At 63.2% G+C, this 26,928-nt stretch carries 28 protein-coding genes; 17 read left to right on the forward strand and 11 right to left on the reverse strand.

Features of this window, described 5'->3' with window-relative positions:
• Positions 1 to 50: 50 nt before the first annotated feature.
• Positions 51 to 863, reverse strand: coding sequence for a PspA/IM30 family protein (locus tag AC6I6L_RS01055; protein ID WP_497915860.1), 813 nt, complete (start codon positions 861 to 863; stop codon positions 51 to 53).
• Between the two features lie 124 nt (positions 864 to 987).
• Between AC6I6L_RS01055 and AC6I6L_RS01060 the strand changes: the two genes are divergently transcribed.
• The 3 genes from AC6I6L_RS01060 to AC6I6L_RS01070 all read left to right on the forward strand — a co-directional run bounded on the left by AC6I6L_RS01060 (position 988) and on the right by AC6I6L_RS01070 (position 3,387).
• A complete protein-coding gene (locus AC6I6L_RS01060) occupies positions 988 to 1,650 on the forward strand; it encodes a dienelactone hydrolase family protein (RefSeq protein ID WP_497915861.1) in 663 nt (220 codons plus the stop codon).
• A gap of 570 nt (positions 1,651 to 2,220) precedes the next feature.
• On the forward strand, positions 2,221 to 2,892 hold the full coding sequence (locus tag AC6I6L_RS01065; RefSeq protein ID WP_497915862.1) for a helix-turn-helix domain-containing protein: 672 nt from the start codon (positions 2,221 to 2,223) through the stop codon (positions 2,890 to 2,892).
• 69 nt (positions 2,893 to 2,961) lie between these two features.
• Entirely contained in the window at positions 2,962 to 3,387 is a 426-nt protein-coding gene (locus AC6I6L_RS01070) for an EamA family transporter (RefSeq protein ID WP_497915863.1), read from the forward strand.
• A 106-nt stretch (positions 3,388 to 3,493) separates the two neighbouring features.
• On the opposite strand, the gene AC6I6L_RS01075 is transcribed toward AC6I6L_RS01070, so the two are convergent.
• Together AC6I6L_RS01075 and AC6I6L_RS01080 are read right to left on the reverse strand one after the other, a co-directional pair.
• Positions 3,494 to 5,413 (reverse strand): ATP-binding protein, encoded by a 1,920-nt coding sequence (locus tag AC6I6L_RS01075; RefSeq protein ID WP_497915864.1) that lies wholly within the window; start codon positions 5,411 to 5,413, stop codon positions 3,494 to 3,496.
• A gap of 206 nt (positions 5,414 to 5,619) precedes the next feature.
• Positions 5,620 to 6,237 (reverse strand): DUF7344 domain-containing protein, encoded by a 618-nt coding sequence (locus AC6I6L_RS01080; RefSeq protein WP_497915865.1) that lies wholly within the window; start codon positions 6,235 to 6,237, stop codon positions 5,620 to 5,622.
• Positions 6,238 to 6,508: 271 nt separating this feature from the next.
• On the opposite strand from AC6I6L_RS01080, the gene AC6I6L_RS01085 reads away from it, so the two are divergent.
• On the forward strand, positions 6,509 to 6,841 hold the full coding sequence (locus AC6I6L_RS01085) for a DUF7113 family protein (RefSeq protein WP_497915866.1): 333 nt from the start codon (positions 6,509 to 6,511) through the stop codon (positions 6,839 to 6,841).
• Here the strand turns inward: AC6I6L_RS01085 and AC6I6L_RS01090 are convergent.
• Positions 6,838 to 8,103, reverse strand: coding sequence for a DNA double-strand break repair nuclease NurA (locus AC6I6L_RS01090; RefSeq protein WP_497915867.1), 1,266 nt, complete (start codon positions 8,101 to 8,103; stop codon positions 6,838 to 6,840). The genes AC6I6L_RS01085 and AC6I6L_RS01090 overlap by 4 nt on opposite strands.
• A gap of 525 nt (positions 8,104 to 8,628) precedes the next feature.
• Here AC6I6L_RS01090 and gpmI point away from each other — a divergent pair.
• From gpmI to AC6I6L_RS01110, 4 genes are all read left to right on the forward strand, one after another.
• Positions 8,629 to 10,152 carry a 2,3-bisphosphoglycerate-independent phosphoglycerate mutase gene (gpmI, locus tag AC6I6L_RS01095; protein ID WP_497915868.1) on the forward strand — a complete coding sequence of 508 codons (1,524 nt, stop codon included), beginning with the start codon at positions 8,629 to 8,631 and terminating at the stop codon, positions 10,150 to 10,152.
• 84 nt (positions 10,153 to 10,236) lie between these two features.
• Entirely contained in the window at positions 10,237 to 11,952 is a 1,716-nt protein-coding gene (locus AC6I6L_RS01100; protein ID WP_497915869.1) for a sensor histidine kinase, read from the forward strand.
• A 114-nt stretch (positions 11,953 to 12,066) separates the two neighbouring features.
• Positions 12,067 to 13,353: an O-acetylhomoserine aminocarboxypropyltransferase/cysteine synthase family protein gene (locus AC6I6L_RS01105; protein ID WP_497915870.1), complete on the forward strand. Its 1,287-nt coding sequence runs from the start codon at positions 12,067 to 12,069 to the stop codon at positions 13,351 to 13,353.
• Between the two features lie 169 nt (positions 13,354 to 13,522).
• Entirely contained in the window at positions 13,523 to 13,912 is a 390-nt protein-coding gene (locus tag AC6I6L_RS01110; RefSeq protein ID WP_497915871.1) for a DUF7522 family protein, read from the forward strand.
• Positions 13,913 to 13,987: 75 nt separating this feature from the next.
• Here the strand turns inward: AC6I6L_RS01110 and cofG are convergent, their stop codons facing one another.
• The gene (gene cofG, locus AC6I6L_RS01115; RefSeq protein WP_497915872.1) at positions 13,988 to 15,151 is read right to left on the reverse strand and encodes a 7,8-didemethyl-8-hydroxy-5-deazariboflavin synthase subunit CofG; all 1,164 of its coding nucleotides are present in this window, start codon (positions 15,149 to 15,151) and stop codon (positions 13,988 to 13,990) included.
• Positions 15,152 to 15,411: 260 nt separating this feature from the next.
• Between cofG and AC6I6L_RS01120 the strand changes: the two genes are divergently transcribed.
• Positions 15,412 to 15,984, forward strand: a complete 573-nt coding sequence (locus AC6I6L_RS01120) for a hypothetical protein (protein ID WP_497915873.1) — start codon at positions 15,412 to 15,414, stop codon at positions 15,982 to 15,984.
• The gene (locus AC6I6L_RS01125) at positions 15,977 to 16,309 is read left to right on the forward strand and encodes a hypothetical protein (RefSeq protein ID WP_497915874.1); all 333 of its coding nucleotides are present in this window, start codon (positions 15,977 to 15,979) and stop codon (positions 16,307 to 16,309) included. The genes AC6I6L_RS01120 and AC6I6L_RS01125 overlap by 8 nt, the downstream gene beginning before the upstream one ends.
• 89 nt (positions 16,310 to 16,398) lie before the next feature.
• Here AC6I6L_RS01125 and cofC read toward each other — a convergent pair whose 3' ends face one another.
• The 3 genes from cofC to AC6I6L_RS01140 all read right to left on the reverse strand — a co-directional run bounded on the left by cofC (position 16,399) and on the right by AC6I6L_RS01140 (position 19,634).
• Entirely contained in the window at positions 16,399 to 17,034 is a 636-nt protein-coding gene (cofC, locus tag AC6I6L_RS01130) for a 2-phospho-L-lactate guanylyltransferase (protein ID WP_497915875.1), read from the reverse strand.
• Between the two features lie 142 nt (positions 17,035 to 17,176).
• Complete coding sequence (locus AC6I6L_RS01135) at positions 17,177 to 18,358, reverse strand: tubulin/FtsZ family protein (RefSeq protein WP_497915876.1); 1,182 nt, start codon at positions 18,356 to 18,358, stop codon at positions 17,177 to 17,179.
• A gap of 358 nt (positions 18,359 to 18,716) precedes the next feature.
• Positions 18,717 to 19,634 carry a complex I NDUFA9 subunit family protein gene (locus tag AC6I6L_RS01140; RefSeq protein ID WP_497915877.1) on the reverse strand — a complete coding sequence of 306 codons (918 nt, stop codon included), beginning with the start codon at positions 19,632 to 19,634 and terminating at the stop codon, positions 18,717 to 18,719.
• Positions 19,635 to 19,799: 165 nt separating this feature from the next.
• Between AC6I6L_RS01140 and tmk the strand changes: the two genes are divergently transcribed.
• Together tmk and pdhA are read left to right on the forward strand one after the other, a co-directional pair.
• Positions 19,800 to 20,411 carry a dTMP kinase gene (gene tmk / locus AC6I6L_RS01145; protein WP_497915878.1) on the forward strand — a complete coding sequence of 204 codons (612 nt, stop codon included), beginning with the start codon at positions 19,800 to 19,802 and terminating at the stop codon, positions 20,409 to 20,411.
• A 78-nt stretch (positions 20,412 to 20,489) separates the two neighbouring features.
• A complete protein-coding gene (pdhA, locus tag AC6I6L_RS01150) occupies positions 20,490 to 21,536 on the forward strand; it encodes a pyruvate dehydrogenase (acetyl-transferring) E1 component subunit alpha (RefSeq protein WP_497915879.1) in 1,047 nt (348 codons plus the stop codon).
• Between the two features lie 56 nt (positions 21,537 to 21,592).
• Here pdhA and AC6I6L_RS01155 read toward each other — a convergent pair whose 3' ends face one another.
• Positions 21,593 to 21,823, reverse strand: coding sequence for an Lrp/AsnC ligand binding domain-containing protein (locus AC6I6L_RS01155; protein WP_497915880.1), 231 nt, complete (start codon positions 21,821 to 21,823; stop codon positions 21,593 to 21,595).
• A 114-nt stretch (positions 21,824 to 21,937) separates the two neighbouring features.
• On the opposite strand from AC6I6L_RS01155, the gene AC6I6L_RS01160 reads away from it, so the two are divergent.
• Positions 21,938 to 22,639 carry a potassium channel family protein gene (locus AC6I6L_RS01160; RefSeq protein WP_497915881.1) on the forward strand — a complete coding sequence of 234 codons (702 nt, stop codon included), beginning with the start codon at positions 21,938 to 21,940 and terminating at the stop codon, positions 22,637 to 22,639.
• Positions 22,639 to 22,869 carry an Lrp/AsnC family transcriptional regulator gene (locus AC6I6L_RS01165; protein WP_497915882.1) on the forward strand — a complete coding sequence of 77 codons (231 nt, stop codon included), beginning with the start codon at positions 22,639 to 22,641 and terminating at the stop codon, positions 22,867 to 22,869. The genes AC6I6L_RS01160 and AC6I6L_RS01165 overlap by 1 nt, the downstream gene beginning before the upstream one ends.
• Before the next feature lie 36 nt (positions 22,870 to 22,905).
• Here AC6I6L_RS01165 and AC6I6L_RS01170 read toward each other — a convergent pair whose 3' ends face one another.
• Complete coding sequence (locus tag AC6I6L_RS01170; protein ID WP_497915883.1) at positions 22,906 to 23,430, reverse strand: DUF5813 family protein; 525 nt, start codon at positions 23,428 to 23,430, stop codon at positions 22,906 to 22,908.
• A 283-nt stretch (positions 23,431 to 23,713) separates the two neighbouring features.
• Between AC6I6L_RS01170 and AC6I6L_RS01175 the strand changes: the two genes are divergently transcribed.
• A complete protein-coding gene (locus AC6I6L_RS01175; RefSeq protein WP_497915884.1) occupies positions 23,714 to 23,890 on the forward strand; it encodes a hypothetical protein in 177 nt (58 codons plus the stop codon).
• Between the two features lie 51 nt (positions 23,891 to 23,941).
• Here AC6I6L_RS01175 and cofH read toward each other — a convergent pair whose 3' ends face one another.
• Entirely contained in the window at positions 23,942 to 25,315 is a 1,374-nt protein-coding gene (cofH, locus tag AC6I6L_RS01180; protein WP_497915885.1) for a 7,8-didemethyl-8-hydroxy-5-deazariboflavin synthase subunit CofH, read from the reverse strand.
• A 266-nt stretch (positions 25,316 to 25,581) separates the two neighbouring features.
• On the opposite strand from cofH, the gene AC6I6L_RS01185 reads away from it, so the two are divergent.
• Together AC6I6L_RS01185 and AC6I6L_RS01190 are read left to right on the forward strand one after the other, a co-directional pair.
• The gene (locus AC6I6L_RS01185; RefSeq protein WP_497915886.1) at positions 25,582 to 26,601 is read left to right on the forward strand and encodes a phosphoribosylaminoimidazolesuccinocarboxamide synthase; all 1,020 of its coding nucleotides are present in this window, start codon (positions 25,582 to 25,584) and stop codon (positions 26,599 to 26,601) included.
• 145 nt (positions 26,602 to 26,746) lie between these two features.
• Positions 26,747 to 26,926 carry a hypothetical protein gene (locus tag AC6I6L_RS01190; RefSeq protein WP_497915887.1) on the forward strand — a complete coding sequence of 60 codons (180 nt, stop codon included), beginning with the start codon at positions 26,747 to 26,749 and terminating at the stop codon, positions 26,924 to 26,926.
• The last annotated feature ends 2 nt before the right edge of the window (positions 26,927 to 26,928 follow it).

Raw genomic sequence — 26,928 nt, forward strand, 5'->3', positions numbered from 1 at the left:
CCCGATGGTTTCCGGGGTACGGCCGAGGAAACCGGCGTCGATCGCGTCGATTACTGGTTCTCTTCGTCTTTCAGTTCCGCCAGTTCGCTTTCGATTTCCTCGTCCTCGACGTCCTGTTGGACGTCCTCGAGTTCCGACTCGTCGACCGCCTCGGGTGCGGCCTCTTCGACCCCGACGTCGGATTTGAGCGTCTCGAGTTCGGCCTCGACCCCGCTGTCCGTCGAGAGTTCCTCGAGTTCGCGATCGATGCTGTCCTGGTCCGAGAGCACGTCCTCGAACGCGCCGCTCTGGTGGAGTTCGTCCATCGCGGCCGCCCGGGCCTCCATATCTTCGGTCTGTTCTTCGGCGCGTTCGATGGCGCGGCCGACGTCCTCGAACTCCTCGCCGGTGGCCGTCATGGCTTCCGTCACGGACGAACTCGCCTTGGCGGCCTCGTGGCGGGCTTTCATCGTCTCTTTTTTCGTCCGGAACTCCTCGATGCGCGTCTGGAGTTCGTTTTTCTGATCGATCAACCGGTCTTGCTGGTTCTGGAGCTCCGAGATCTGGTGCTCGAGATCCTCGATCTGGTTCATCTTCGTTTTCTTCTTTTCGAGGGCGCGTCGCGCCAGATCATCTCGACCCTGTTCGACAGCCGTCCGGGCTTGCTGGTTGTGTTTGTCGACGTTCTCCTCGAGGCGCTTTTTTTGCATCTCGAGTCGCTTTTTTTGCGTCGTCAGGTCGGCAATCCCGCGTTTGACGTCCTGTAGCTGGTCGCGCATTCGCTCGTAGGAGTAATCGAGCGTCTGCGTCGGGTCCTCGGCCCGGTTGAGCACCGAGTTGAGTTTCGACCGGATAACGTACGAGGTCCGAGAGAGGATGCCCATGGTCGTACGTATCGCTCGCCACCCTTAAAAACATCACATTAACGACAGTCGTGGAAGACACGAACTCTCCCGTCGTCGGTGGCGGACTCGAGCGTTCATGTGCCCAGCACTCCAACGATCGGGCATGACCGACGTTCTCGTTCCGGGCGGCCGCGACGTTCGCGCCACCCTCGACGAACCCGACGACGCCGACCCGACGGCGATCGTCGTCGCCTGCCCGCCACACCCACGACACGGCGGTTCTCGATCGGATCGACGGCTCCGGGCCGTCAGCGAGGCGGTGACGGCGGCCGGCATCGCCTGCTTGCGGTTCGACTACGGGCCGTGGGACGACGGCTACGGCGAGCGTGAAGATACCCGCAACGCGATCCGCTGGGCCGACGATCGGTCCGATCGCATCGGCGTTTTCGGCTACAGCTTCGGTGCCGCACAGGCGCTGCTCGCGGCGGCCAGCGTCGATCGAGCCGTCGACGCCGTCTCGGTGCTCGCGCCGCCTGCTGGTCTGGGGGCCGACGGCAGCGACGCTGACGGCGATCACGCTACCGGCGAGGACCCCCTCGACGCTTCCGCGGCCCTCTCGACCCTCGAGTGTCCCGTTCAGGTCTGGTACGGCGAGCGCGACACGACCGTCGACTGGGAACCGATCGTCGATCTGGCTCGCGAGCGCGGCGACGACGTTCGATCGATCCCGGCGGATCACTTTTTCGTCGGACGGGACGGCGCGATCGGAGATGGCGTCGGCGAGTTGTTTATAGGAGCGCTGCTCAAGGGGAGTGGCGATCGGTGATGGAGCGGGACACGTCGCTGATGACTTGTCGTCCGCCGTCGCGGCTCAGGGAGAGGGAGTAGATGTTCGTACGTTTGTAGACCCGACATAAATGGATTATAGAATTAAGCTGGAGACCAATGCGGTCACGGGACGTTCGATCAGTTGTATGGCACAGAGAACCCATGCCGACGATCGAGAGAGATCCACTGACGTAAAGTTCTACCTCCCCGCCGGGGTCACCCCACCGTCCGATGCCAGTCGGTTCGAGCGTATCTGGGCACGGCTGTGCGATTATCGCATCTGAAACGCCGATACGGCTGCGGACGAAGGTGTTGAAATAGTCGACGAAAATAAAGATTTTGTCACTCTCGATTGGAAAATTCTGATCCGATCGACACAGATGAGACGTGAAAAATCGAGCAGCAACCTCGTATTCAGAGTTCACTATAATAGCCACTGGACGTCAGTGCACACCTGATCGCATGACGGCTGTGCGATCAGTGTGTAAACAGTTTCAGTTGTTACTACAGGCGTCTCGAGAACCTTCATTGGAAGATTCAACACGGTAAAACGACTATCCTATAGAACATGACCGACATCAAAGCGGTCGTCCGAGCCAGGCATCCTGACATAGTGCTCACACAGACAGTCGCTCACGACCGAAGTTCGAAAGTCAAGTCGGTGTCAGAGGCAGGAACTGACCCAACGTCGGGGAAATTTTTCTATCACATCGAGTCATCCGATTTCTCCCAGTTCGAAGCCGGATTACGGAACGATAGTACCGTTGGCAACTTCGAGCGAATCATTGAAACGAGAGACAGGAAGGCGATCTATAGCTTCGAGTATACAGACGAAGCGAAGGTTCTCTCACCGGTAATTTCGGCCGCGAACGGCGTCATCCTCGACATGGAGAACGACGGAAGTGATTGGATCCTCACAGTATGGATTCCTGAACGTACGGATCTGTCCCATCTCTGGGACTATGCACAACGGAACGACATTGATATCGAGTTACTGCGTGTGAACGAATACGCTAGTTTAGGGAATACGGACGCTGGACTGACCGATAACCAACGAAACGCGCTCCTCGTCGCACTCGAAAAAGGGTATTTCGAAGAACCACGGAACGCAACTCTCAGCGAGGTCGCCGCCGAGCTGGATATCTCTCAACCTGCTGCCAGCGGTCTCCTTCGACGCGGATTCAAACGACTCATCGTCTCATCTCTGTTGGATGACAGTGAAACACCAGCGGATTCTTGACAGGGGGTATTTAAACAGCATAACTACTGAACGTGAAGGTGTTTGCCAGTGGCGATGTAATCCACACTGATGGGTTTCCCCGAAATAGATTCGGCCGTGTTCTTTGGTTCGATTACGATGGTAACGTGGGGTATCTGGGTCGTCTTGGGCAACGCTGCGTCGGAGTCTATCGACCCGAGGACGGCCGCTGCGATCTCCTATCTTGTCGCGGGACCCCTCGCACTCGGATACATCCTCGTGTCAGACGCATCGCTTGCCATTACTGCGAGAGGAGGACTGCTCGCTGGCGTCGCCGGAATTTTCACCGGAATCGGCCTGATTTCGATGTACATCGGCCTTTCCGGAGGATCGACAACCGTCGTCTCCACTCTCGGTGCGATGTACTTCGTCGTCGCGGCTCTCATCGGGATGGTCATCCTTGGAGACGACGTTACGATAACGAGATTCACCGGGATAGCGTTCGCAGTTATTGGGATCGCCTTGGTTACGCGATAAAGTAGTCCTGCGCAATTGCTGGGTATGGGACAGTACTCTCGAAAAAGTGGCCGAGGCGCGTCCTCCACTCGGAAAACTAAACGAGTAGCCCCTCAAAACGTTGTTCTCAATCCCGCCCGTGTCGAGTCAGGCATTTCGGCAGTCCGATCAGTTCGACGGGTTCTGAGTTGTCCGGCGAGTAGACGACCATCTGGCCTTTCTCCATGTAGGGCACCTTCGACTCGAGGTTCGATGGGATGTTGACGCTCTTGATCGCGTCCTCGTCGCCCAGGTTCAGGACGATCGTCGTGTTGATCTGTTTGAAGACGGCGTCGTCGATGTCCTGTGGGTCCTGGGTAATGAGAAAGAGGCCGAGTCGTTCCTTCCGGCCCTGCTTGGCGGCTTCGGTGAACTTCCGGATGACCTTGCCCGCCTGCACCGAATCGGCGTCGGTCAGGAAATTGTGGGCTTCGTCCATTCCGAGGAGCAGCGGCGTCTCCTTGATCCGATCGTAGCGGGGGTCGTTCGAGAGCTTCTGGTCGATCAGCAGCGAGGAGAGCGCCAGGACGACGGCTTCCGTGGCTCGCGTATCGTTGACGTGGTAGGTCGGGACGACGCTCAGGCCGCCGGGGCGGACGAACTCGTGGATCAGGTCGGTAATCGGGCGGGCGTCCTGGTCGAAGACGTGACCGAAGCCGAGCACGCGCCGGCGGACGGCGTCGAACGTCGCCTCGTGAACGCGGCCGGACTCGTCGAGTTCCTCGCGCAGGGCCGGATCGTCGAGGAACGTGGTGAACTCGTCATAGGTGCCGCCCTGGCCGTACTGGTCGCGAAAGCGCGGCAGGAGCACGCTGACGAGCGCGCCGTACTGGTTGTCGTTGAGCCCGCTGCCCGCGACCAGCCAGGGGTTCTCGTGGACCATCGCAAACGGAATCGTGAACTCGACCTGCTCCGCGCGGTGGTGGCTCGCGGCGTACGACGCCGACCCGACTTTCGGGACGAACACCGTCGTCTCGTCGTGGCCGCCGTAGGCGATGCCCTCGCGATCGAGTTTGCGGGTAAACTCGTCGTCCATCGCGGGATTGTCGTCGTGCATCTGGGCGTATTCGTCCTGTGGGTCGAACTGGACGACTGCTGGCTGGACGGTCCGGCCGTCTTCCATCGGATACTGTCGCTCCTCGGCGAGATACTGCCGAAGGATGTTCTTCGCGCCGTGGGTCTTCCCCGACCCCGTCCCGCCAGCGATCAGCGTGTGCCGGAAGATGAGCGGGTCGCCCGCCTCGTAGTCGTCTTTCAGTCGGTAATCGATCGTCGGCGGCGTCGCCGCCGTCCGCACCTTCTCGCCGCCGACGGAGAGATGTCCGAGGAAGACGCCGTCGTCGGGCATCTTGAGTCCCGTTTTGATCTCCTCAGTGTCGGTCGCTCGCTTGACGATCGTCTGCGGTTTGGGGACGCGATCGGTCATCCGGCGTTTCAATTCGCCGTCGTCGCCGGACTGCGTCCGGCTACCCGCGGAGCGTGGCTCCGCGCGATCCTCGTACAGTATTGCAACGGGTTCGAGACTGGCGACGAACTTGTAGTCGGCCTCGTCGACCCCGTCGGTTCGCATCGCGCGGCGCGCGTGGATCTCCGTCGCGTCGTCGGCGTGGTACTGCTGGGCGTACTCCAGTCCCGTAATGCGACAGAACAGCGACTCGCCGCTCGCGTGTCCGCTGGCGCGATCGTCGCCGCCGGCCGTCGCTCCCCCGTCGGGATACGGCGCGATCAGGTAGCTTCCGATGCGCACCTCCGATCGGTTCCCCTGGGTGACGTACGCCCGCAGCGAGGTGTCGTCGTCGTCCTCTGCGATTCGAAGCCCCTGGGAAACGCAGATGGTCCCGATTCCGACGTCTTCGCCGCGGGGTTCGACGGACCGGCGGTCGAAGTCGTCTTCGACGTCCCTTCGGTCGTCCGACTCGACCGTCAATCCCGTCGATCGATCGCCGTCGCTCGACGCGCCGTCATCGTCGCTCGCAGTAAAGTCGCCGAAATCGCCCAGATCGCTCATGTCACAGTCATCTGGCCGGTCCCCCAAACCCGTTTCCCTCCGGTTGCCCTGACGATCCCTGACGACGGACCGTCCGGATAAGGGTCAATTACGATCGTTTTACAGCTGGTTACGGCCGCCAGTCGCCTCGAAGTCGCTCTCGGAGGTGGTGGTTGGTCCGTCTCGAAAATGTGGCGGGAAAACGAGACCCCTGTTATGCGATCTTATCAGACGAGCGTGGGAAGCGAAACTCCGGTATTGCGTACCAGCCGAGCGTCGGTATCGTACACGAGGAGTCCGACGTCCTCGAGCGCGGGGAGATGCGAGTGGTGAAGTTCGATCGCGGCCCGGTCGGCGTCGTCGACGATGCCGAGTGTAGTGAGTTCGGCCGTAAGTTCCTCGAGCGAGTACCCTCGGCCGGTCTCGTCGAGAAGCGAGCAGACGGGAAGTCGAACCGGGTGGACGAACGTCCGGAGGGCGCGCCGTCTATCGTCCAGCGCACAGGAGTCGAGCAGCGCCGCCAGTTTGGCCGGTTCGATCGGAAACGATTCGATGAGTTTCGCCCCGGCCTCGCTGTCCCAGTCGACGACATCGTATTCGGCCAACCGGGGCAGGTGATTGTGGACGAGGCTCGCTCGAACGTCGCGGCGGTTCGGGTCGTCCAGTGGTCCTCGAGTGAGGAGTGCCGACGTGAGCTCGTCGAGGTCGAGCCGACGGTCGCGGTCCCCGAGGATTTCGAGCACTCGAAGCCGTCGTGGATGGCGAAGAGCGTCGTAACACTCCGGCGGAACATCGGTCAGCCCATCCCGCGTACTACCGCCGCCGACGTGGGGGTCCGGACTCATTACCTATTGCAGACTATTGCGAGGGATATAAGCTCGTTTCCAAAAGGATTTGGCTCGTGGACAGGACCTTGCCGGTTTTCGGACCGAAAAATCCAGTACCACTGCTGATTTTCTCCACGATCGCCGCCCTGACGAGCACCGAAACAACCGATTGTGGTCGACTTGATCGCGTCGCTGGTTCGGCTCCGTTCGTATCGACGACAGCGTCACGATGGCTTTCGATCGCCGCTGCGCCACGGTCTTTTTGCCACCGGACGACCTACGGAAGCGTATGCTCATGGTACGCGGTCGTGCGGGCGGGACCGAACTCACCGGCACGCTGTACGAACGCGGTGAACGAGCACCGTCGTTTCGCGGTGCGCCGGACGAAGACGCCGCGTACGTCTGGGTCTGTGACGAGTTCTACGAGGTCGACAGCGGTGGGTCGACCCAGCTCGTCGACGGTCGCGAAGTCAACCTCGCGTTCGAGTCGCCGATGCCACGCGGTTTCGACACCCGCGAGCAGGCGATCGAGCAGGCCAAAGAACACGTCCGGACGCAGTTCGCTCGGATCGGCGTCGATCCGACCACCGTCGAGTTCGCGGTCGAAAAAGAAGAGCATTAGTACGTTTCGTCCCAGCGGTGGTCGTCGTACGTCCGGTCCTGACTCGTGTCGAACTGCGTTTCGAGCCGCTCGCGAAGCGATCGCTTCTCCGTGTTGGCGATCCGGGCAAGTTCGTCCGCTTTTTCGACGATCGTCGGCGGCCCGTGGGCGATCGCCACGTCCTGAAGCAGTTGCATCGTGAGTCGCTCGCGCAGTTCGGGATCGCGGGTGAACGCGTAGGGAGCCTCGACCCGGTAACAGAGATCGTCTCGCGGGTCGTAGACGACGAAAAACGTCACCTCGTACTGTTTTCGATCCAGTTTCCGGTCGACGCCGAGTGCGTCGCCGTCGATCGAGAGGGGGCGATCGACGCCGCCGCGCGAGCGGAACCAGTTCGTGTACGTGAGGGCCGACTTGTCTCGCTCCCAGCGTTCACCCTCCACGTCGGGGACGTACTCGCCGCGTTCGAGCAGCCGGGTGAACAGGGCCGAGTCGTCAGCCCACGGTGCGTCCCCGCCCTTGCGTTTCACCGCCCGCGTGATCACCCGCGTCGCCGGATTCTTGACGAAGCCGACCAGCGGACGGTCGCGATCGACGAACGTCTCGACCAGCCGGACGTAGTTCTCCAGCACCGTCTTCGGCTGTGGACTCTCGAGCAGGAAGTCCGCGAGGTCGGGGTGTTGGTCGGCCCAGCGCAGCAGGCCACGCGGGTACAGCGGCCCGTCGAGGACGAGCAGGTCGTCGACTTCGGCAGCGTGATCGCGAGCGTGGGTGCTCTCGGCGAGATACAGCGCCAGCGCGTGGACGACGCCCTCGGCAAACCGCGGCAGCGGCGGGATCTTGACGGCCCGGTTCTTGCTGTAGCCCTCGTCGAACTTCCCCCAGGACTCCTCGACGGTCATCGTCTCGTCGTTCGAGTGAACCGTCATCACCGTGGTCCGCGATCGGTGCAGGTCGAGATCGCTCGGCGTTGCACTCATCGCGGCCTGGGCGATGTCGATCACGAGCCCGTTTTTGAACGTCGTCGGGTTGATCGTCCCCGCGTCGAGGCCGTGTTCCGTCGGGAACGACCGTTCCCGGAGCGCCACGTCTTCGCAGTCGACCAACCGTCGGGCCTGCTCGTCGATCGGTTCGACGATCGTCCGGCCGTCGACGACGAGCGGGTCGAGAAACTCGTCCCAGACCGTCCTGGCGAAGGCACGGCGATCGCGCTCGTCAGCGCCGTGGTCGATCCGCCTCGCGAGTTGCGCGATACCGTCGAAGTGGACCGGATCGAGCGTCATGCGTGGTGGCTCCCACCCCACCCGCAAAAATCCAGTGATCAGTGATTCTCCGTAGAATTGGTGTTTCCTTGTGCGATCGCTGATTCGGGACACGCGCCGAAACCACCACGAAAGCCCCTCTCGCCTCCGGTCGATGGACTCGCTGTGCGCTTCCTTCACTTCGTTCAGTCAGTGCTTGCGTCGTCTTCCCGGAGACGGGAGCCCCTTTCATTCCCGCTCGTATTGGCTGGCTGATTAAGCTACGTGAGTGGGAATGAAAGGGGCTGGCACGCTCGGGGACGGCGCGCGCCGAAAGCACCGCAGGACGACGTCCGAGGAGCGCAGCAAGCGCACCGACTCGAGCGTGCCAGGGGCTTTCGTGGTGTTCTCGTCCGTGCGACGATCGCCGTACCGATACGAGTAGACGCGCACCGATACGAACAGCCGAATGACGGTACCAGCACCGTCGATTTATCACAGACAATTGTACAAAATATCAGGATCGACAGCGATAGCTAATTAGGCCCGGCAGGTCACGGGTCGCACATGGACGCTGCGCTGATCATCCTCGACGGGTGGGGGCTGAGTAGCGGTGAGGGACGGGACGCTATCAAGGCCGCAGAGACGCCGAATTTCGATCGACTCGCCGGTGCCGGCGCGTACGGCACGCTGGAAGTCGCGGGCCGACGGGTCGGCCTACCCGATGGCCAGATGGGCAACAGCGAGGTCGGCCACCTGAACATCGGGGCCGGCCGCGTGGTCTACCAGGAGTACACGCGCATCGCGGACTCGATCGCGGACGGGTCGTTCCGCGAAAACGACGCGATCAACACGGCGCTCGACGAGGCCCGCGAGAACGACGGTCGAGTCCACTTCGTCGGCCTCGTCAGCGACGGCGGGGTCCACGCCGACCACGAACACCTCCACTCGCTGATCGAACTCGCCGCCGATCGGGACGTCGAGGCGGTCACCCACGCGATCACGGACGGCCGGGACACCTCACCGACGGGGGGCCGGGGCTACCTCTCGACGCTCGAGGGCGTCGTCGACGAGCACGCTACCGGCGACGTGGCGACGGTGACGGGCCGGTACTACGCGATGGACCGCGACCAGAACTGGGACCGGACGAAGCGGGCCTACGACGCGATCGTTTCCCGCGAGGCCGACCACGAGGCCGCCTCGGCGGTCGAGGCGGTGGAAGCCGCCTACGATCGAGACCAGACCGACGAGTTCGTCGACCCGACCATCATCTCGGGCCAGCCGGCGCTCGAGGACGGCGATTCGGTCGTCTGGTTCAACTTCCGCTCCGATCGCGCCCGACAGCTCACCCGCATGCTGGCAGACATCCGTCCGGAGGACTGGGCCGACGAGTTCGAGACGGATCCGCCGGACGCCGAGGTCGTCATGCTGACCCAGTACGACAAAACGTTCGACCTGCCGATCGCCTACCCGCCGAACCAGCCCGAGCAGGTCCTCGGAGAGGTGCTCGCCGACGCGGGCAAGACCCAGCTTCGGATCGCCGAATCCGAGAAGTACGCCCACGTCACCTACTTCCTGAACGGCGGGCGCGAAGTCGAGTTCGACGGCGAGATTCGGAAGATCGTCGAGAGCCCGGACGTGCCGACGTACGACCTCCAGCCCGAAATGAGCGCCCCCGAAGTGACGGAGACGGCGATCGATACGATCGACTCCGACGACCCCGACGTCCTGGTGCTCAACTACGCCAACCCGGACATGGTCGGCCACACGGGCGATTTCGAGGCCGCGCTCGAGGCCGTCGAAGCGGTCGACGCCCAGCTCGGCCGACTCGCAGAGGCCCTCGAAGCCGCCGGTGCGGCCGTCCTGATCACCGCGGATCACGGCAACGCCGACGACATGGGGACCGAAGACGACCCCCACACGGCCCACACGTACAACGACGTGCCGCTCATCGCGCTCGCGGCCGACGGCACCGCGGGCGATCGAACCGTTCGCGAGGGCGGCACGCTCGCAGATCTCGCGCCGACGCTGCTCGAGCTAATCGGTGTCGATCAGCCCCCCGAGATGACCGGCGAGCCGTTACTCGAGTAGCGATCGACTTCCCGCCGGGCGCACGACCGGGATCCGATCGCCGGAGCCACAACATCAAAGTAACTTTCCTCACACTGTCGTTCCATGCTTTCGGTACCGTGGCCGGCGCTTCTCTCCATCCTCTCCGGTGTCGGAACGGTGTTTCTGATCGCCTACCTCTGGCGTCACCGCGGGTCGCCGGGTGCGAACTGGTTTGTACTCGCTCTCGCGGCCCAGACCGTCTGGTGTTTTTCGTACGGCGTGTCGCTGTTCGTCTTCGATCCGACGCTGCGGCTCGGCTTCGAGATGCTGACGTGGGTCGGGATCATGTGGACCGGCCTTCCCTTCCTCGCGTTCGGTCTGGAGTACACCGGGCGCGGCAACCTGATTCGGACACCCGAGTTCGGGGTGCTCGTTCTGTTGCCGGCGATCACGACGGTGCTCGTCGTCACGAACCCGCTGCACGAACTGGTCTGGCAGGAGTTTCGACTGGACCCCGTCTTCGGCGCGGCGACGGTCTCCTACGAGTTCAACGCCTGGGCGTACGTCGCGATCATGGTCGGGACGATCCTCGCGGCCTCGGGGACGCTCTTGCTGTTCGATACGGTCGTGAGTTACGGCCCGCTCTACCGAACTGAAGCGCTCGCAGTCGGGATCAGTACGCTCCCGCCGGGAATCGCGCTGCTCGTCTGGCTGTTCGGCATCGGACCGGTGCCACAGCTCAACCTCTCGGCAATCATGTTTCTCCCGCATATCCTGCTCGATGCGTACGCATTCGTCGGCAGCGGGATGTTCCGGTTCAACCCGGTCACGCGGCGAACGGCCGACCAGTCCGCGATCGAAGACCTCGGAAACCCGTTCGTCGTCGTCAACACGGACGAACGGATCGTCGACCTGAACCCGGCCGCGAAGGCGGAATTCGACGTTTCGGAATCGGCGGCGCTGGGGGAACCGTTCGGACCGATCGTCGGCTTCGAGATCGATCCGGCGGCGGACAACCAGGTCGTGACGACCACTGCTGGCGGCGAGTACCGCGAGTTCGCCGTCTCGACGTCGCCCCTGCGCGATCCGTCGTCGTCGCTCGTCGGCTACACGATCGTCTTTCAGGACATCACCGAACAGCGCCGCCGCAAACAGCGACTCGAAGTGCTCAACCGGGTCCTCCGGCACAACCTCCGGAACGACCTGAACGTCGCCCACGGCTACGTCGGGATCGCTGCCGATCGCGTCGACGACGAGGAGACGACGGCGATGCTCGAGGCCGCCCGAACCGACGTCGAGGCGGTGATCGGGATGGGCGAGAAAGCGTGGGCGTTCGAGCGAGCTACCACCTCGATGACGTCGACGCCGCCGCCCGTTTCGATCCGCGAGGTGCTCACCTCGGTCGCGACCGATCTCGAGACATCGACGTCCGGACGAATCGATATCGACGTCCCGACCGCCCTCGAACTGCGGGCCAACCAGAAGGTTCTCACCCAGCTGTTCGTGAATCTCGTCGAGAACGGACTGAAACATTCAGACGCCGACACGCCCCGCGTCACGATCAGCGCTGAACCTGCCGATGGCGCTGCGGTCGTCACCGTCCGTGACAACGGTCCCGGAATTCCCGAACACGAACTGACGGTCCTCGAACGGGGCGAGGAAACCGCACTCGAACACGGCAGCGGTCTCGGCCTGTGGATCGTCAACTGGTGTGTCGCGACGGTCGGCGGCGACCTCTCGTTCGAGACCGGAGCAGACGGAACGACGGCGACGGTTCGACTCCCCGGTCTCGTCGAGTCACCCGTCGATCGGAGTGAGCAGGGGAACCGCTCGGGGTAGCGGGCGGATGGCCGCGTCGCCTCTCGACCGAGGCTTACCGAAGCCGACGACTCCACCTGGGACCGAATATCATCGCCGCGTGACTTTATTACGAGGCAGTTCGACTGAGGGAGTATGAGCGACGATCAACCCGATCGCGAGTTCGCAACGAACAGCGTCCACGCCGGCCAGACGGCCGATCCGACCACGGGTGCACGCGCACCGCCGCTGTATCAGACGACCTCCTACGAGTTCGAGGACACCGACCACGCCGCCGCCCTCTTCGGGTTACAGGAGTTCGGCAACATCTACTCGCGGATTATGAATCCGACGAACGCGATGCTCGAAGAGCGCATCGCGACGCTCGAGGGCGGCGTCGGTGCCCTCGCGACTGCGTCGGGAATGGCCGCCTTCGACCTCGCAACCTTCATTCTCGCGGAAAACGGGGACAACATCGTCTCCTCGTCGGCGCTGTACGGTGGTACCTACACCTACCTTACCCACACTGTCGCGAAACGCGGGGTCGAGACGAAATTCGTCGACACCCTCGACTACGACGCCTACGCGGAGGCGATCGACGACGACACCGCGTTCGTCCACCTCGAAACGATCGGCAACCCGGCGCTCGTCACTCCCGATATCGAGCGAATTGCGGACATCGCTCACGACCACGACGTGCCGCTGTTCGTCGACAACACCTTCGCGACGCCGTATCTCTGCCGGCCGCTCGAACACGGCGCGGACCTCGTCTGGAACTCGACGACGAAGTGGATCCACGGTGCCGGATCGACGGTTGGCGGCATCCTCGTCGACGGCGGCTCGTTCCCGTGGGCCGAGGGTGACTTTCCCGAACTCACCGAGCCGAATCCGGCCTACCACGGCATCAACTTCCACGAGATCTTCGGTGACCAGGCGTTCGCGATCGCCGCCCGGACCCGCGGCCTGCGGGACCTGGGTAACCAGCAGTCGCCGTTCGACGCCTGGGTCACCCTCCAGAAACTCGAGTCGCTCCCCCTGCGGATGGAGAAACACTGCGAAAACGCCATGGCCGTCGCAGAGTACCTCGAAGAGCACCCGAAAATCTCGTGGGTCAACTACCCCGGCCTCGAGAGCCACGAGACCCACGAGGTAGCCAGCGAGTACCTCGACGGCGGCTACGGCGGGATGATCACCTTCGGTCTCGAGGGCGGCTACGACGCGGCCGAAACCGTCTGTAACGAGGTCGACCTCGCCAGCCTTCTGGCGAACGTCGGCGACGCGAAGACGCTCATCATCCACCCCGCGAGTACGACCCACCAACAACTCACCGAGGAAGAGAAACTCGCAAGCGGTGTCACGGACGACCTCGTCCGGATCTCCGTCGGCATCGAGGACGTCGACGACGTGATCGACGACCTCGATCGGGCGATCGAACAGGCCTGAGCGGCAGATCAGGCGCGATTCGATCGACGTTGATCGAACGGGTGCAAGCGCGCGCGGGAGTTCGACGCTCGCGGAGACCCATCGCCGTCGCGTTGGCTAGCGTTTTGTTCGCACCTCACACGCCGAAATCGCCCTCGCGGTTAAGGTCTCTCAGGTCAACTGGTCGGGTATGGGAACTGGACTCCTCACAACCGACGCTGTCGATCGGTTCGTAACAATCTGTACCGACGCCGTCGGGGAGGAACTCCGATCGGTCACGTACTTCACTCGGGACGACTTCGAACAGCTGTATCTGCGGGAGGATCTGGAGCAAAACGCGGATCTCGAGACGTTCATCGGCAACGAGTGGCGCGGCTTCAAGGTCACGCAGGCGGCCTACGAGGGGTCGGAACTCGGCCGGTACCAGTACACCATCCGCGTCTTCGATAACGGGTATCTGCTCCGGGTCACCTCCGAGCGCGAGGGCGTGTTCGTGACGACCGACGACCTCACCTTAGACGAGTTCGAGGAACTCGCGACTGTGCTTGGGGGAGAACTCGATCGTCGGGATCTGTCGTAACTTCTTTTCCCCACGCCTACTCGCGTTCGCCACGGCTGAAAGTATCGTACGATTCGACTCCGACGAGCGTCGGCCTCAGCCGCCGGGACGTCCCGTCTCGAGGACGGCCCGGTATCGATCGCCCGCCGGATCGCTGGCGGTGAGTGCCGATCGAATCCGCGGTGAAATCCACTCTCGATCGCCCGCGGAGGGTGTCCCACCCGCGACGATCCCGTCGAACCCGTCGGTTCGAAGGTCGGCGGGGAGGAATCGCTCGTAGACTGGGAGCCGTTCGCACAGCGGCAAGCTCGCGTCGGTAGCGATCGATTCGAGTTCCCGCAGCGCGGGCCACGCGTAGTCGGGATTGATGTGGTCGTCGGTGATCGGTGAGACGCCGCCGAGGTCGTCGACGCCGCAGTCGATCAGCTCTCGGGCGGGCGCGAGGTTCGGTGGCGTCTGTACCGACACTTCCTCGGGTAACGCGGCGCGGGCCATCGCCGTCACTCGACGCATCGTCTCGCGATCGGGCGAGCCGCCGCGCCACCGTTCGTTGTTGGCTACAGGTTGAACGATCACCTCCTGAATGTGGTCGTACCGATCGTGCAGCTCGGCGATCGCGAGCAGGCTCTCGGCGCGATCGCGCCAGGTTTCCCCGATGCCGACGAGGATCCCGGTCGTGAAGGCGACGTCGAGTTCGCCGGCGTTCTGAATCGTCCGCAATCGCTGTCCCGGCTCCTTTCGCCGTGGGCCGGCGTGAGCGTCGACCTCGGCGGTCGATTCGAGCATGACGCCCATGCTGGCGTTGACGTCGGCAACCTCGGCCATCTGCTCTCGGGTCTGGTCGCCAGGGTTGGCGTGGGGGAGCAGCCCCTCCTCAAGGGCGACTTCGCAGGCCGCCCGCAGGTAGGTGTGAATCGACTCGTACCCCCACGCCGCGAGCTGGTCGTGGATCTCGGTGTAGCGATCGTCGGGGTCGTCCCCGAAGGTAAAGAGCGCCTCAGTACAGCCCGCGTCGGCCCCGCGGCGGCAGATCTCGCGGACCTCCTCGAGCGAGAGCAGCGAGGCCGCTCCTGGGGGATCGAAGTACGTACAGTAGGTGCAGGTGTACCGACACGCGGTCGTTAGCGGGATGAAAACGTTGCGCGCGAAGGTGAGTGTCGACGGCGGCGTCACGTCCGCCGGGGTAACGGTACACAGCGCCTCGATGGCCGACTCGTCGATCGAGAGCTCGACGCCGTACTCGCTGGCCCCGGGAATCATTACCTCGGTGTGGCGTCGCGGCGGACATAAGCGCTTCACTTTGCCGGCTCGGTTAAAACCCGGTACTGACGATCGGTTTCGGAGGGTGTGTACTGATCCGCTACCCGCTCCATATCTGCTTCCCGGTGGATACTCCTCTGTCTCTTCGTTTGGCTCACGTACTGTCGTTACACCACACTACTGTTAGTACCTCAATGGGGAAAGTACTAAGGAGTAGCGTGGTGTCTGTGGTCATACTGAGGATGACTGTACAAATGACTATGACAGGAGAGGGGATTTCAGTGAACCGAGAGGTATCGGAGGGTACAGCCCTCAAAATAATGGAAATCGTTCTCACCGACGAGGTGGACAGTGGAGCGGAGACGGTCACTGTTGCCCTAGAAGGCGAGGGGATGGGGCTTGATAGAAGCGTATCGGAGACGACCGCCGTCGAGCTGATCGACGTAGGGGTCCACGACGGAAGTCGAACGATTACTGGAACTGACGATGGAGAAACGGACAGGATGGAGGAGGGTGGCCTTCCAGCGGACTTCTTCGACCGTCTTTCTGAGAGGCAACGCGTGATGATCGAGATTCTCCTCGAGAATGACGAGGGGTGGATGCGCGGAAAAGAGATTCGGCAGGCGATGCGCGACGATTACGGAATGGACGTTCCGAATAGCGGACGAGCCACGGCCGGGGTTATTGCGGGATTAACGCGGAAGTACGACGAGGACTTCCGGCGGGACGTCATTGAGGGGCAGTGGGCTGATGAGACGCAGCAGAACGCGGAATTCCGGATTGGCGATGCATACCGCGAGGAGATCGAGGAGGTGCTCGGAGCCAATGAGTAACCTATCTGACAACAATGGCTTGCCAAGCGACTTCTTCGAGCGTCTCACGGAAAAGCAAGAGGGAATGATTCGTGTCCTGCTAGATGCCGATGGGGAATGGATCCGTGGAAGTGACATTCGCCAGCGGATGCGTGAGGACTACGGAATAGACATCGCAACGAACGGCCGGTCGACTGCCGGTGTGATGGCCGGGTTGACCCGAAAATACGGCGAAGGGTTTCGTCGTGACATTATCGAGGGGCGCTGGGGAGACGATGCTCGGCAGTATACAGAGCACCGAGTCGGTGACGAATACAGGGAGAGACTTGAGAACCGTCTTGGATAACGACTAGCGAGAATTCCAACAACGCCACATTTTCCGTTTCGATTCGGGCGTCTGCGAGTCGATTGCGAAATATTATTTTCCGAAATCTGTCACTCCCACGTCGTCGATCGAGCGACGCCGACCCGACCGTCCGACGTGTCGAGTCCGAAGCCGAACTCGCGGAGGCAGTCGGGAGCCTGCCCAGTTCCGTGAATCAGCACTTCCACGAGATCCGCCGGTTCGTCGATATCCGTCGCGAGCCGAAACGAATCGATCGTCTCCACGTCGGCCCCGACCTCGCTTGCGATCGCCCGGTGGTCGAGATACGACGCGCCGTGGTAATCCACCCGGAACTCGGGATGGCGGACGACGAGCGCGTTCGTGCCGCCGCCTCGCCCCGGCGCGATGACGACCTCGCCCGACCGAGCGCAGAGTCGATCGATCGTCTCGGGTGAAAGCAAAGCGAGGTCGGCCATAACGACCGCGACGGGTCCCTCGGCGTCCGCGAGTTGTGCGTTGACCGCAGGAGTCAGCGGTCGGTCGTCGACGCTGACCGTCGCCGCGGGGAGGTCGTCCAGTTCGATCGCCACCGTCGCCAGAACCGTCGGTTCGTGACCCGCCGCTGCGATCGCGCGTACGACATCAGCGAGCATCGCACGCGCGAAGCTCGATCGCTCCTCGGGGGTCAGAACGGGATCGAGTCGTGTTTTCGGCGTCTCGGCTGCGAACGGAACGACGACGTGCATCTGGCGGAAATAGCTGACAGACGCTGAAAAATACGTCGAACACGTCTACGTGCTCGAATTCGTCGATCAGACGCCGATCGATTCGCCCAGAATGGTAGCCGCGCGTCGTCGCAGCCGACGGGCCGAAGAGACGACCGACGAGTTAGAACAGCGGTTCGAGTTCGTCCTCGTCGTCCTCGACGAGTTCTTCCAGATTCTCTTCGCTTTCCTGCTGGATGTCGTCGATGTTCTCCTGGGCCTCGATCGCGACCTGCTGGAGACGCTTGATCCGCGGGACGTTCGTGACGCCCGACAACAGGATAGCCGATGCAACCTCGGGTTCCTGTCGTGGGAAGTCGCCGCCGCGGACTTCCATGCTGCCGGTTTCCTCCTCGAGCCACTTGCGGCCGCGTTCGATGCCTTTCCGGTTCAGGTATTCCGAGGGACCGGAGAGCACGAGCAGGGCACGCTCGGTGCCTTCGATCTCACACGGGAGGGTCAGTCGGCCGAGTGCGGCCTTGCGGACGAGGCTGGTGATGCGGTTGGTCGTGTTCGCGGCGTCGAGATTATCACTGCTGCCGCCGCTGTCACCGGTAAACCGCGAGAGGAGACCGCCGCTCGTGTTGAGTTCGACTTCCTCGCTCGCGAAACCGACGGTCGAAACGCCGCCACCGGAAAGCGTGTTGATAATCTCCGAGGAGTCGACGACGCTTTCTGCGACCTCCTGGCCGTCGCCTACTTCGCCAGCGCCAAAGAGGATGCCAAAGCGCCTGACGATCTCCTCGTTGATCTGGTCGTAGCCGCCCTCGACGGACTCGCCGGTCTGTCGCCAGGAGTCGTTGTCGAAGACGAGCAGGTTGTCGACCTCGCGGACGAACGTCTGGAACGATCGAGCCGCATTGAGCGTGTAGATCCCTCCTTCGTCCGTCCCGGGGAGTACGCCGAGTCCGTAGACGGGGATGGTGTAGATCCGTTTCAGATGTTTTGCGAGGACGGGTGCGCCGCCCGATCCCGTCCCGCCGCCCATGCCGGCGACGATCAGGAACGCATCGACCTCGTGGGTCGGAATCGCGTCGATCGCGTTCTGAACCTCGTCGATGTCCTCTTCGGCGATTTCCGCGCCGAGTTCGTTGTCAGCACCCACGCCGTGACCCTTGACGCGGGCCTGACCGATGAGTACACGATTCTCCTCCGGGATATTATCGAGACCGATGAGGTCCGCCTTGGCGGAATTGACCGCGATCGCCGCGCGGACGATTCCGCTATTCGTCCGATCGTCGTAATCGAGGAACCGATCGACGATTTTACCACCGGCCTGTCCGAATCCGATCATCGCCAGCTTCATTGTTTGTCTGGGGGCTCCGTTGGGTTGGAAACAATGGTATAGAGGATATAAATCTTGTGATGGTATGAATATCACCCGAAATGAACTATTGCCGGAAACCGCGCGTTAGATGCTCTTTCGAGCGGATTTATCGATGGCGTAAACGACTGTTACTGTCAACGATTCGGCTTTTTATACGGTCCCTATTTCGCTTCACGGACGTGTTCTGGCGGCCGAAACGAGAGACGGGACGAACGGTCTCCGATCGAGACGTGTTCCGTCTCGATTGAAGAGGAACGTTGTAGTCGGTCGTGAGTGAACTACTGGTATCCGACCGAAGGGGTCCGCCACAGTGGCGATGACTGTCGATCCCGCTCGCTTACGCTGCCTGCGGCTGCCTGCCGACCGGTCGCGGTTCGATGCCGAGGTACGATCGCAGCGTGGTCAGTTCGTCTTCGGTCACGCCGAACGCCGAAATATCGTTCTCGACGACGGTGTTGTTCTCCTCGAGCGATCGCGCCTGGTCGGAGCCGAACGGGAAGAACGGGACCGATTCGGCGGCAGTCAGGCCGAACTTCGCCAGCGCCATCGGAATCGGCAGAATGGTGACGGATTTGCCCTCGGCCTCGTAGGCCAGTTCCGTCACGTCCGCCAGCGTGACGATCTGCGGGCCGGCGATCTCGTACGTTTCGCCGACGTGGGCGTCTTCTTCGAGCGCATCGGCGAGCATGGGGACGAGGTCTCCGACCCAGATCGGCTGGAACCTGGTGTCGCCGCCGCCCGGGAGCGCCGTCAGGTACGGCGTCGTGAGCGTCTTCGAGAACTCGACGAACTCGCCGCCCTCGCCGAACACGACCGAGGGACGGAAGATTGTCCACGCTAGCTCCGACTCCCTGACCACGTCCTCGGCCTTTCCCTTGGCGCGGAGGAACTCGGTTCGCGCGTTCGGATCGGCACCGAGACCGCTCATCTGGAGGAATCGATCGACGTCGCCCGCTTCGGCGGCGCGAACGAGATTTTTCGTGCCGCCGAGGTGCACCTCCTCGTGGCTCAGATCACCACGAGGGCGGTACAGCGGCGACAGCGAGACGAGGTTGACGACGGCGTCGTGGGCCGCAACCGTCGCTTCGATCGAGTCGTAGGCGCTGACGTCGCCCATCGCGACGTCGACCTCTGCGGGGAGGTCGCTTCCGTCGGGGTTTCGTGACAGCGCCGTTACGTCGTGGCCGCGATCGGAGAGCTCCGTACACAGGTTCGTCCCGATGAAGCCGGTACCGCCGGCGACGAGAACGTTCATGTCGCCAACATACGCGCCCGGCGGTAAATAACCGGACGGCTACATTGTAAGGGCTGAGTCGGTGTATCCGCCGCAGTCGGCCTCCTGCCGGGTCTCTCCGTCTCGCGCTCCCGCCGCTCGCCCGCTCTCGACAGATTGTAGTAACCGTCACGACGAGGAGAGGACATGCTGGTCACGCTCGAGGGGATCGACGGCAGCGGCAAAACGACGGTCTGGGAGGCGCTGCAGGATTCGTTTCCGAACGCCGTCTTCACCCGCGAGCCGACGGACGACTCCTGGTACGGCGAGGCCGTCTACCGATCGATCGCGGACGACGACGCGGATCCGCTGGCCGAACTCTTCCTCTACACCGCAGATCACGCGGCTCACCTCTCGCGAGTAGTCGAACCCGCTCTCGAGGGCGGCGACTTCGTTATCTCCGATCGGTACTCGGACTCTCGGTACGCCTACCAGGGCGCGACGCTCGCGGCCGACGATCGACTCGGCCAGCGATTCGCGGACCCTCTCGAGTACGTCGTCGACGTACACGACCCGTTCTCGATCGACCCCGACCTGACGATCTACTTCGATCTCGACCCCGAGACGGCTGCCGAGCGCGCCGGCGCGACCAACAAGTTCGAACACGCCGACTACCTCGCCGCGGTCCGGGACAACTACGAGCGACTCATCGACCGAAACCCCGATCGGTTCGTCCGGGTCGACGCGACACAGGAGCCGGCGGCGGTGCTCGATCGGGTCGAGGCGATCCTCGAGTCGGCCATCGACGACGCCGACTGAAGTCGGTATCGTCGGCTACAGTGTCAGCCGCCGACCGCCGCCGCAACCGCTTTTGTCGCTCGTCGTGAGGAGTGTCCCATGCACCGCGTCATCGGGGAGCGATCGCTCGAGGCGAGCCGAACGGAGGCGGCGGAGGCCCTCGCGTGTTACCGCGACATGGTGCGCGCCCGTCGCTTCGACGAGCGAGCGATCGCTCTCCAGCGTCGGGGCTGGATGAGCGGCTATCCGCCGTTTGCGGGCCAAGAAGCCTCGCAGGTCGGGGCCGCCCGCGCCCTCGTCGACGAGGACTGGCTCGTTCCGACCTACCGGTCGAACGCGATGCAGATCGCTCGCGGCGTCCCGATGAGCGACATCCTCCTCTTTCGCAGGGGGTATCCCGAGTACACCTCCGGACACGACCTGCACGTCTTCCCGCAGGCGGTTCCGATCGCGACCCAGATCCCTCACGCCGTCGGACTGGGGATGGCCGCGAGTCACCGGGGCGACGAGGCGGCCGTCTGCTGCTACTTCGGTGACGGTGCGACCTCTGAGGGTGACTTCCACGAGGGGCTCAATTTCGCCGGCGTCTTCGACGCACCGGTCGTCTTCTTCTGTGAGAACAACGGCTGGGCGATCTCGGTCCCGCGCGAGCGCCAGACCGCGAGCGCGACGATCGCACAGAAGGCTGCGGCCTACGGCTTCGAGGGGGTACGGGTCGACGGCAACGATCCGCTCGCGGTTCGTGAAGTCGTCACCGACGCCCTCGAATCCGCGCGAAACGGCGATCCCGTCCTCGTCGAGAGTCTGACCTACCGGCAGGGTGCCCACACCACCAGCGACGACCCCTCGCGCTATCGAGGTGCCCAGCGAGAGCTGCCGGAGTGGCGCACCGCCGACCCGCTCGATCGGTACGAGTCGTTCCTTCGCGAGGAGGGCGTCCTCGACGACGATCTGGCCGAGGAGATCGACGCGGAGGTCGAGCGGGAACTCGAGGAGGCGATCGAGACCGTCGAGTCGACGACCCTCCCCGATTCCATCGAAGTCTTCGAGTCTGTCTATGGCGATCTCCCGCCACGGCTGGCCGACCAGCGAGCGTGGCTCGAAACGGTTCTCGAGAAAAGAGACGTGCGAGACCTCGGGTACTAGACCGACCAGTCCGACGGGGCGGACCCCGTTTGCTCGTTTTGCCGGCTGTCTCCCCGCTAATCCATCGCGATGTAGGTCTTCGTGTCGGTGACGCCGTCGAGGTTCTGGATGCTCGAAGAGACGGTTTTGAGCACGTCGTACACTTCGTCGGCGTCGACCTCCGCGATGATGTCGTAGTCGCCGGCGACGATGTGGGCCTCGGCGATCGATCCGAGGTCCCTAATCGAGTCGAGGAGTCCTTCGGACTTTCCGGCGGCCGTCTTCACCATAATGAAGGCGTGAACCATCTCTCTCGAGGGTGTGGTACTCTCTCACACGACTAAAGCCTTTGGTCGATTTCCGGACGAGTGGTGTGTGATCGTGGCGCAAACTTATTGACGGGGGCGGGCGTACCCCTGTCCATGCGGTTCGTGATTATCGGCGCTGGACGGGTCGGTCTGCGCACAGCCCGTGTCTTGCGCGAGGAGGGCCACGAGGTGACGCTCATCGAACGCGACGAGGCGACGATCCGACGCGCTCGTGAGCAGGGGTTTACCGTCGTCGACGGCGACGGCTCCCGCGAGGATGTCCTCGAGGAAGCCGGCATCACGGAGGCCGACGCACTCGGTGCGCTCACCGGCAACCTGAACGTCAACTTCACCGCCTGCATGATCGCCAACCACTACGGCTGTCGCACGATCATGCGGATCGACGAGGCCTACCGCGAGGGGATCTACCGCAAGTACGCCGCGGAGGTCGACGAGGTGATCTATCCCGAGCGACTCGGCGCGATCGGTGCCAAAAACGCGCTGCTGGGCGGGACGATCCGCGCGATCGCGGACATCGCCCAGAACCTCCAGATCGTCGAACTGACGATCACGCCCGATGCGCCGGTCAACGGCTACACGATCAGCGAACTGCAACTGCCGGCCGACGCGACCGTCCTCGCGTTCGGCAAGCGCGGCCAGGCGCTCGAGATTCCGAACGAGGATCTCTCGCTCGAAGAGGGCGATCGACTGGTCGTGCTGGCCGATTTCGGGGAACTGAGCAACGTCCGACAGCTACTGGTCGGTGAGACGCCGACCCGTGCGGCGGCCAACGCGGGCACCGGAGGTGTCAACTGATGGTCACAGCTTTCGTCATGATCAAGGCGAACACGGGCGAGGCGGATCGACTCAGAGACGACATCGAATCGATCGAGGGCGTGACGTCCGCCCACATCGTCGCCGGCGACGTCGACATCATCGCGAAAGCGCAGGTCGATACGCCGGCAGCGGTCAAAGAGATCGCGGCGACCCAGATCCAAGGAATCGACGGCGTCGAGGATACGCAGACGTACATCGCGATGGATTGAACAGCCGACGTGTAACCAGCCGACGCGTACGCGAACTTACAGCGGGGTTCCGCCGCTGCCGTCCTCACCGGCGGCGTTGCCGCGATCGACCGCGTTCTGAAGCAGCGTCGCCGCCTCCCCGCGGTAGTCGTAGCCCGGAACGATTCCTTGTGCGTAGGTCCCTTCGATGAATTCGATGAGCGCCTTGGCGTCAGCGACACCCTCGCCGGCGTCCCAGGCGACGTACTCGAGAGTAACCGTAACTTCCTCGCCCTCGCGATCGATTTCGGGCGGTTGGTGGGTGTTCGTGTGCGCGACGGTGAAGACGTCCCTGAGCCTGCGTTCGAGCGTCTCGAACCAGCCGTCCTCGACGACGGGCGCGACGGATTCGCCCGCCACGGCGGCGTCGAGCGTCGGCAGTGAGACGGTGACGACGAATCGTCCGTCTCGTTTTCCCTCGGCCTCTGTTGCGGTGACTGTGGTGTCGAAGACGGTCGTCGTGAGGTCGTACCCCTCTTCGATCGTCGTGAAAGCATCGTGGGCGTCGAGTTCGCGGTCGACGGCCGCTGATCGTGCTGTCATTGCGTGCTGAGAGGGGCCTCGGAAAAATGGGTGTTACGACTGGGTGACGATTCGGCGGTGCGACTGTGGGACTCTCGCCCTCACACGGCGAGCGGATGCCGATCGCGGTGGGTCTTTTCCCCGCTCATCCGGAGACCGGTTGGCCGTCGCCCGTCCCGACTGGCTCACTCTCGGTCACGCCCCGGAACCACCAGATTGGACCGGATCGTTTCACGTCAGTAGGCTCCAGTTTCCGGTGCAAACGCTCCGCATTACTACAACCGAACCTTGCATGTTCGCCGGCATGACTCTCGATAGACACGCTGCGGATCGGCGGCGCTTTGCACGACTTCTCGGTCTCCACGAGGGCCTCGGATCGGGGCTGCCGATCGGCTCTGAATCAGCGGTCGACGGATCGACGAGCACGCGATCGGAAACCGAAGACGACGCGACCCACACGCGAGAAACGCGCGGTCGTTAGGTCGATAATTCTGTTTTTAGGGGGTCCGACTGCCGCCAGTCTCGGCTCCGCTCAATCGTCCGCCGGCACCGCCCGCTCTTCGCGCGTCAGCAGCGGCGTCCCGTCGGCTTTCGGACCCAGTTGCGGTCCGAACGGCGGGTCGTCGGGATCGATCACGCGCCGGGTTTCGTAATCCGTCGATCGTTCGACCGGCACCCGACCGATCGAGGAGATCATCTCGACGTAGTCACCGATCGATCGGAACTCGCCGTACTCGCCGCCGGCGCGTTTGGTGATTTCTTCGGAGAGGATCGTCCCCATAAAGTCGTCGGCACCGCAATTGAGCATCTTCAGGCCGCCCTCGTTGCCGTACTTGACCCACGAGGACTGGATGTGGTCGATATTGTCGAGAAAGAGCCGTGAGACGGCGATCATGAGTTCGTCTTCGGCCTGGGAGGCACCGCCGGAGACGACGTCGTGTTCGAACAGAGGCGTATTCTGGTGGACGAAAGAGAGGGGAACGAACTCCGTGATCGCACCGTCGACGCGGTCTTGAAGGTCGCGGACGCGCTTCAGGTGCAGGGCGCGGTGGGCCTCGTTCTCGACGTGGCCGTACATGATCGTCGCCGTGAGTCCGAGGCCGACGTTCGCGGCGGCTTCCATCGCCTCGAGCCAGTCGTCGGTGCCGATCTTGCCGGGACAGATCACGTCCCGGACCTCGTCGACGAGAATTTCGGCGGCCGTTCCGGGGACGCTGTCGAGACCAGCGTTTTTCAGGCGGCCGTAGACCTCCTCGTAGGACCAATCCGTCCCGCGGCGAGCGTGGTACCCCTCCTCGGGGGTCATCGAGTGGACGTGGACTCCGTCGACGCTCATTGCCGCAATCTGGTCGACGTACGTGCCGGGACTCGTCTCGTAGCGATCGGGTGGCTTGTAATTGATCTCCTTTGGCTGTGGGTGTGCGTCGAGAATCTCCCGGTGTTCCTCATCCAGCGCGAACGCGGGGTGGAGGCCGGAAACCGAACAGACCTCGTAGATCCCACGGGAGACGGCGCTGGAGACGATTTCCCGACTCTCCGCCGGCGTCTTCGTGAAACCGGCGGTTGTGACCTCGGCGTCCCGCTCGAAGGTGTGGGCGGCGTCTTTGAAGTTACAGAACAGACAGCCGACGTTACAGGCCGTCGTGACGTTGTTGTTCAGGTTCGCGACGAAGGTGACCTCCTCACCGACCACGTCGGCCCGGCGGCGATCGGCCGCCTCGAGCACTCGCTCTTTGCGATCGTGGCGGATCCCCTCGGTGTCGGTCCCCGTCGTCAGTAGTTCGATCGCGTCGTCGACCGTGAGTCGATCGCCGGCGCGGGCGTTCGCGAGCGCGTTCTCGAAGGACTGGTCAGTCTCGGGAACGCACTCGAAGATCAGGTCGGCGTCGGTCACCGGTCGCTTCATCGTCGTACTGATGCCAGTGTAGCGAGAAAAGGGTGATGGATCGTCCCTGACGCCAGCGTGGACCGCCGATCGACGCCTCCCGTTCGTCGCAGGTCGAGGGTCGGACCGGGCTGGTCGACGGCTGGCTGCGCTGGTCGAGGGCCGAACCGCACTGGTCGGCGGCCGGGCCGCGCCGGCTGCCCGCCGTGTCAATACTGAACCCTTTTGTCGCCCGGACACCGCAACTCGTGTATGCACTGCGGCCTACGCGTCCGGGGGTGTCTCGGATGACGAGCGTCAAGGAGTTCCGGATCGAGCAGGAAGCGACCGCCGACAGTCTCGGCCGCGGGTCGTTCGTCTTCACGGACGACTACTCGGTTTTCGACTGGGGGAAGATGCCCGACCAGATTCCGCAGAAAGGGGCGACGCTGTGCTCGATGGGGGCGTTCAACTTCGAACTGCTCGAATCGGCGGGCGTCCCAACTCACTACCAGGGGGTCGTCGAAAACGGCGAGACTGTCGCTCTGGAGGAGGCCGCAAACCCGCCCTGGGAGATGGCGATCGATCTCACGCAGGTTCCCGGCCTGCCCCACGAGGGCCGCGAGTACGACTACGAGACCTACCACGCCGACGCCGGCGACAACTACCTCGTTCCGCTCGAAATCGTCTTCCGGAATCGCGTCCCCGTCGGCTCGAGTCTGCGCCGCCGGACCGATCCCGCCGACCACGGTCTCGCGTTCGAGGAGTGGCCCGACGAGGCCGTCGACCTCGACGAGCCGATCGTCGAGTTCTCCACGAAGTACGAGGAGAGCGATCGGTACCTCGACCGAGAGGAAGCGGATTACATCGCGGGTACGGTCGACATCGGGACGCTCGCGTCGGTCGCTCGCGAGGTCAACCGAGTCATCACCGAGCAGGCCGACGCCGCCGGCCTGATTCACGAGGACGGCAAGATCGAGTGTCTCTACTACGATGGGGAGGTCCGCGTCGCGGACGTCGTCGGCACGTTCGACGAGAACCGCTTTAGCTACGAGGGAACCCAGCTCTCGAAGGAAGTGATCCGCCAGTACCACAAACGCACCCAGCCCGAGTGGGTCGAGGCGGTCGCCGAGGCGAAAGCCCGCGCCAAACGAGAGGACGTCGCCGACTGGCGGCGGCTCTGTGACGTCGACCCCGAAGCGCTCGAGGAGTCGGTCCTCGAGACCGCACGGAACATGTACTGTGCCGGTGCCAACGCCTACCTCGATCGCGACCTGTTCGACGCGCCGCCGCTGTCGAGTGCGATCGGTGCCGTCCGGAGACTGTAACCCGTCTCGGGTGTGATACGATACCGCAGCACAGGCTCTGAGAGCGGCGATTCGCGTATTCTTCGACGAACTCAGAAACCCTCATATGGAGGGAGTAACGAGACACTAGCGAGCACCAATGTCGGCTCTCACCAGTGGAATTGCAATGAGCATCGTCCCGTCCAGCCCGTCCGGCGCGATCGCGATCGTCGCCAGCGTCATGCTGGCCCTGTTCGTCGCAGTCTTCGCGTTCCTGGCACTCGCGCCCCTCGTCTCGGAAACGTGGACCGAGCAGCTACTCGGCGGCCGGGCCGTCGATCGTCCGGCGGCGAACGACGCCGACTGAAC

The sequence above is a fragment of the Halosolutus sp. DAT137 genome, assembly GCF_059736405.1.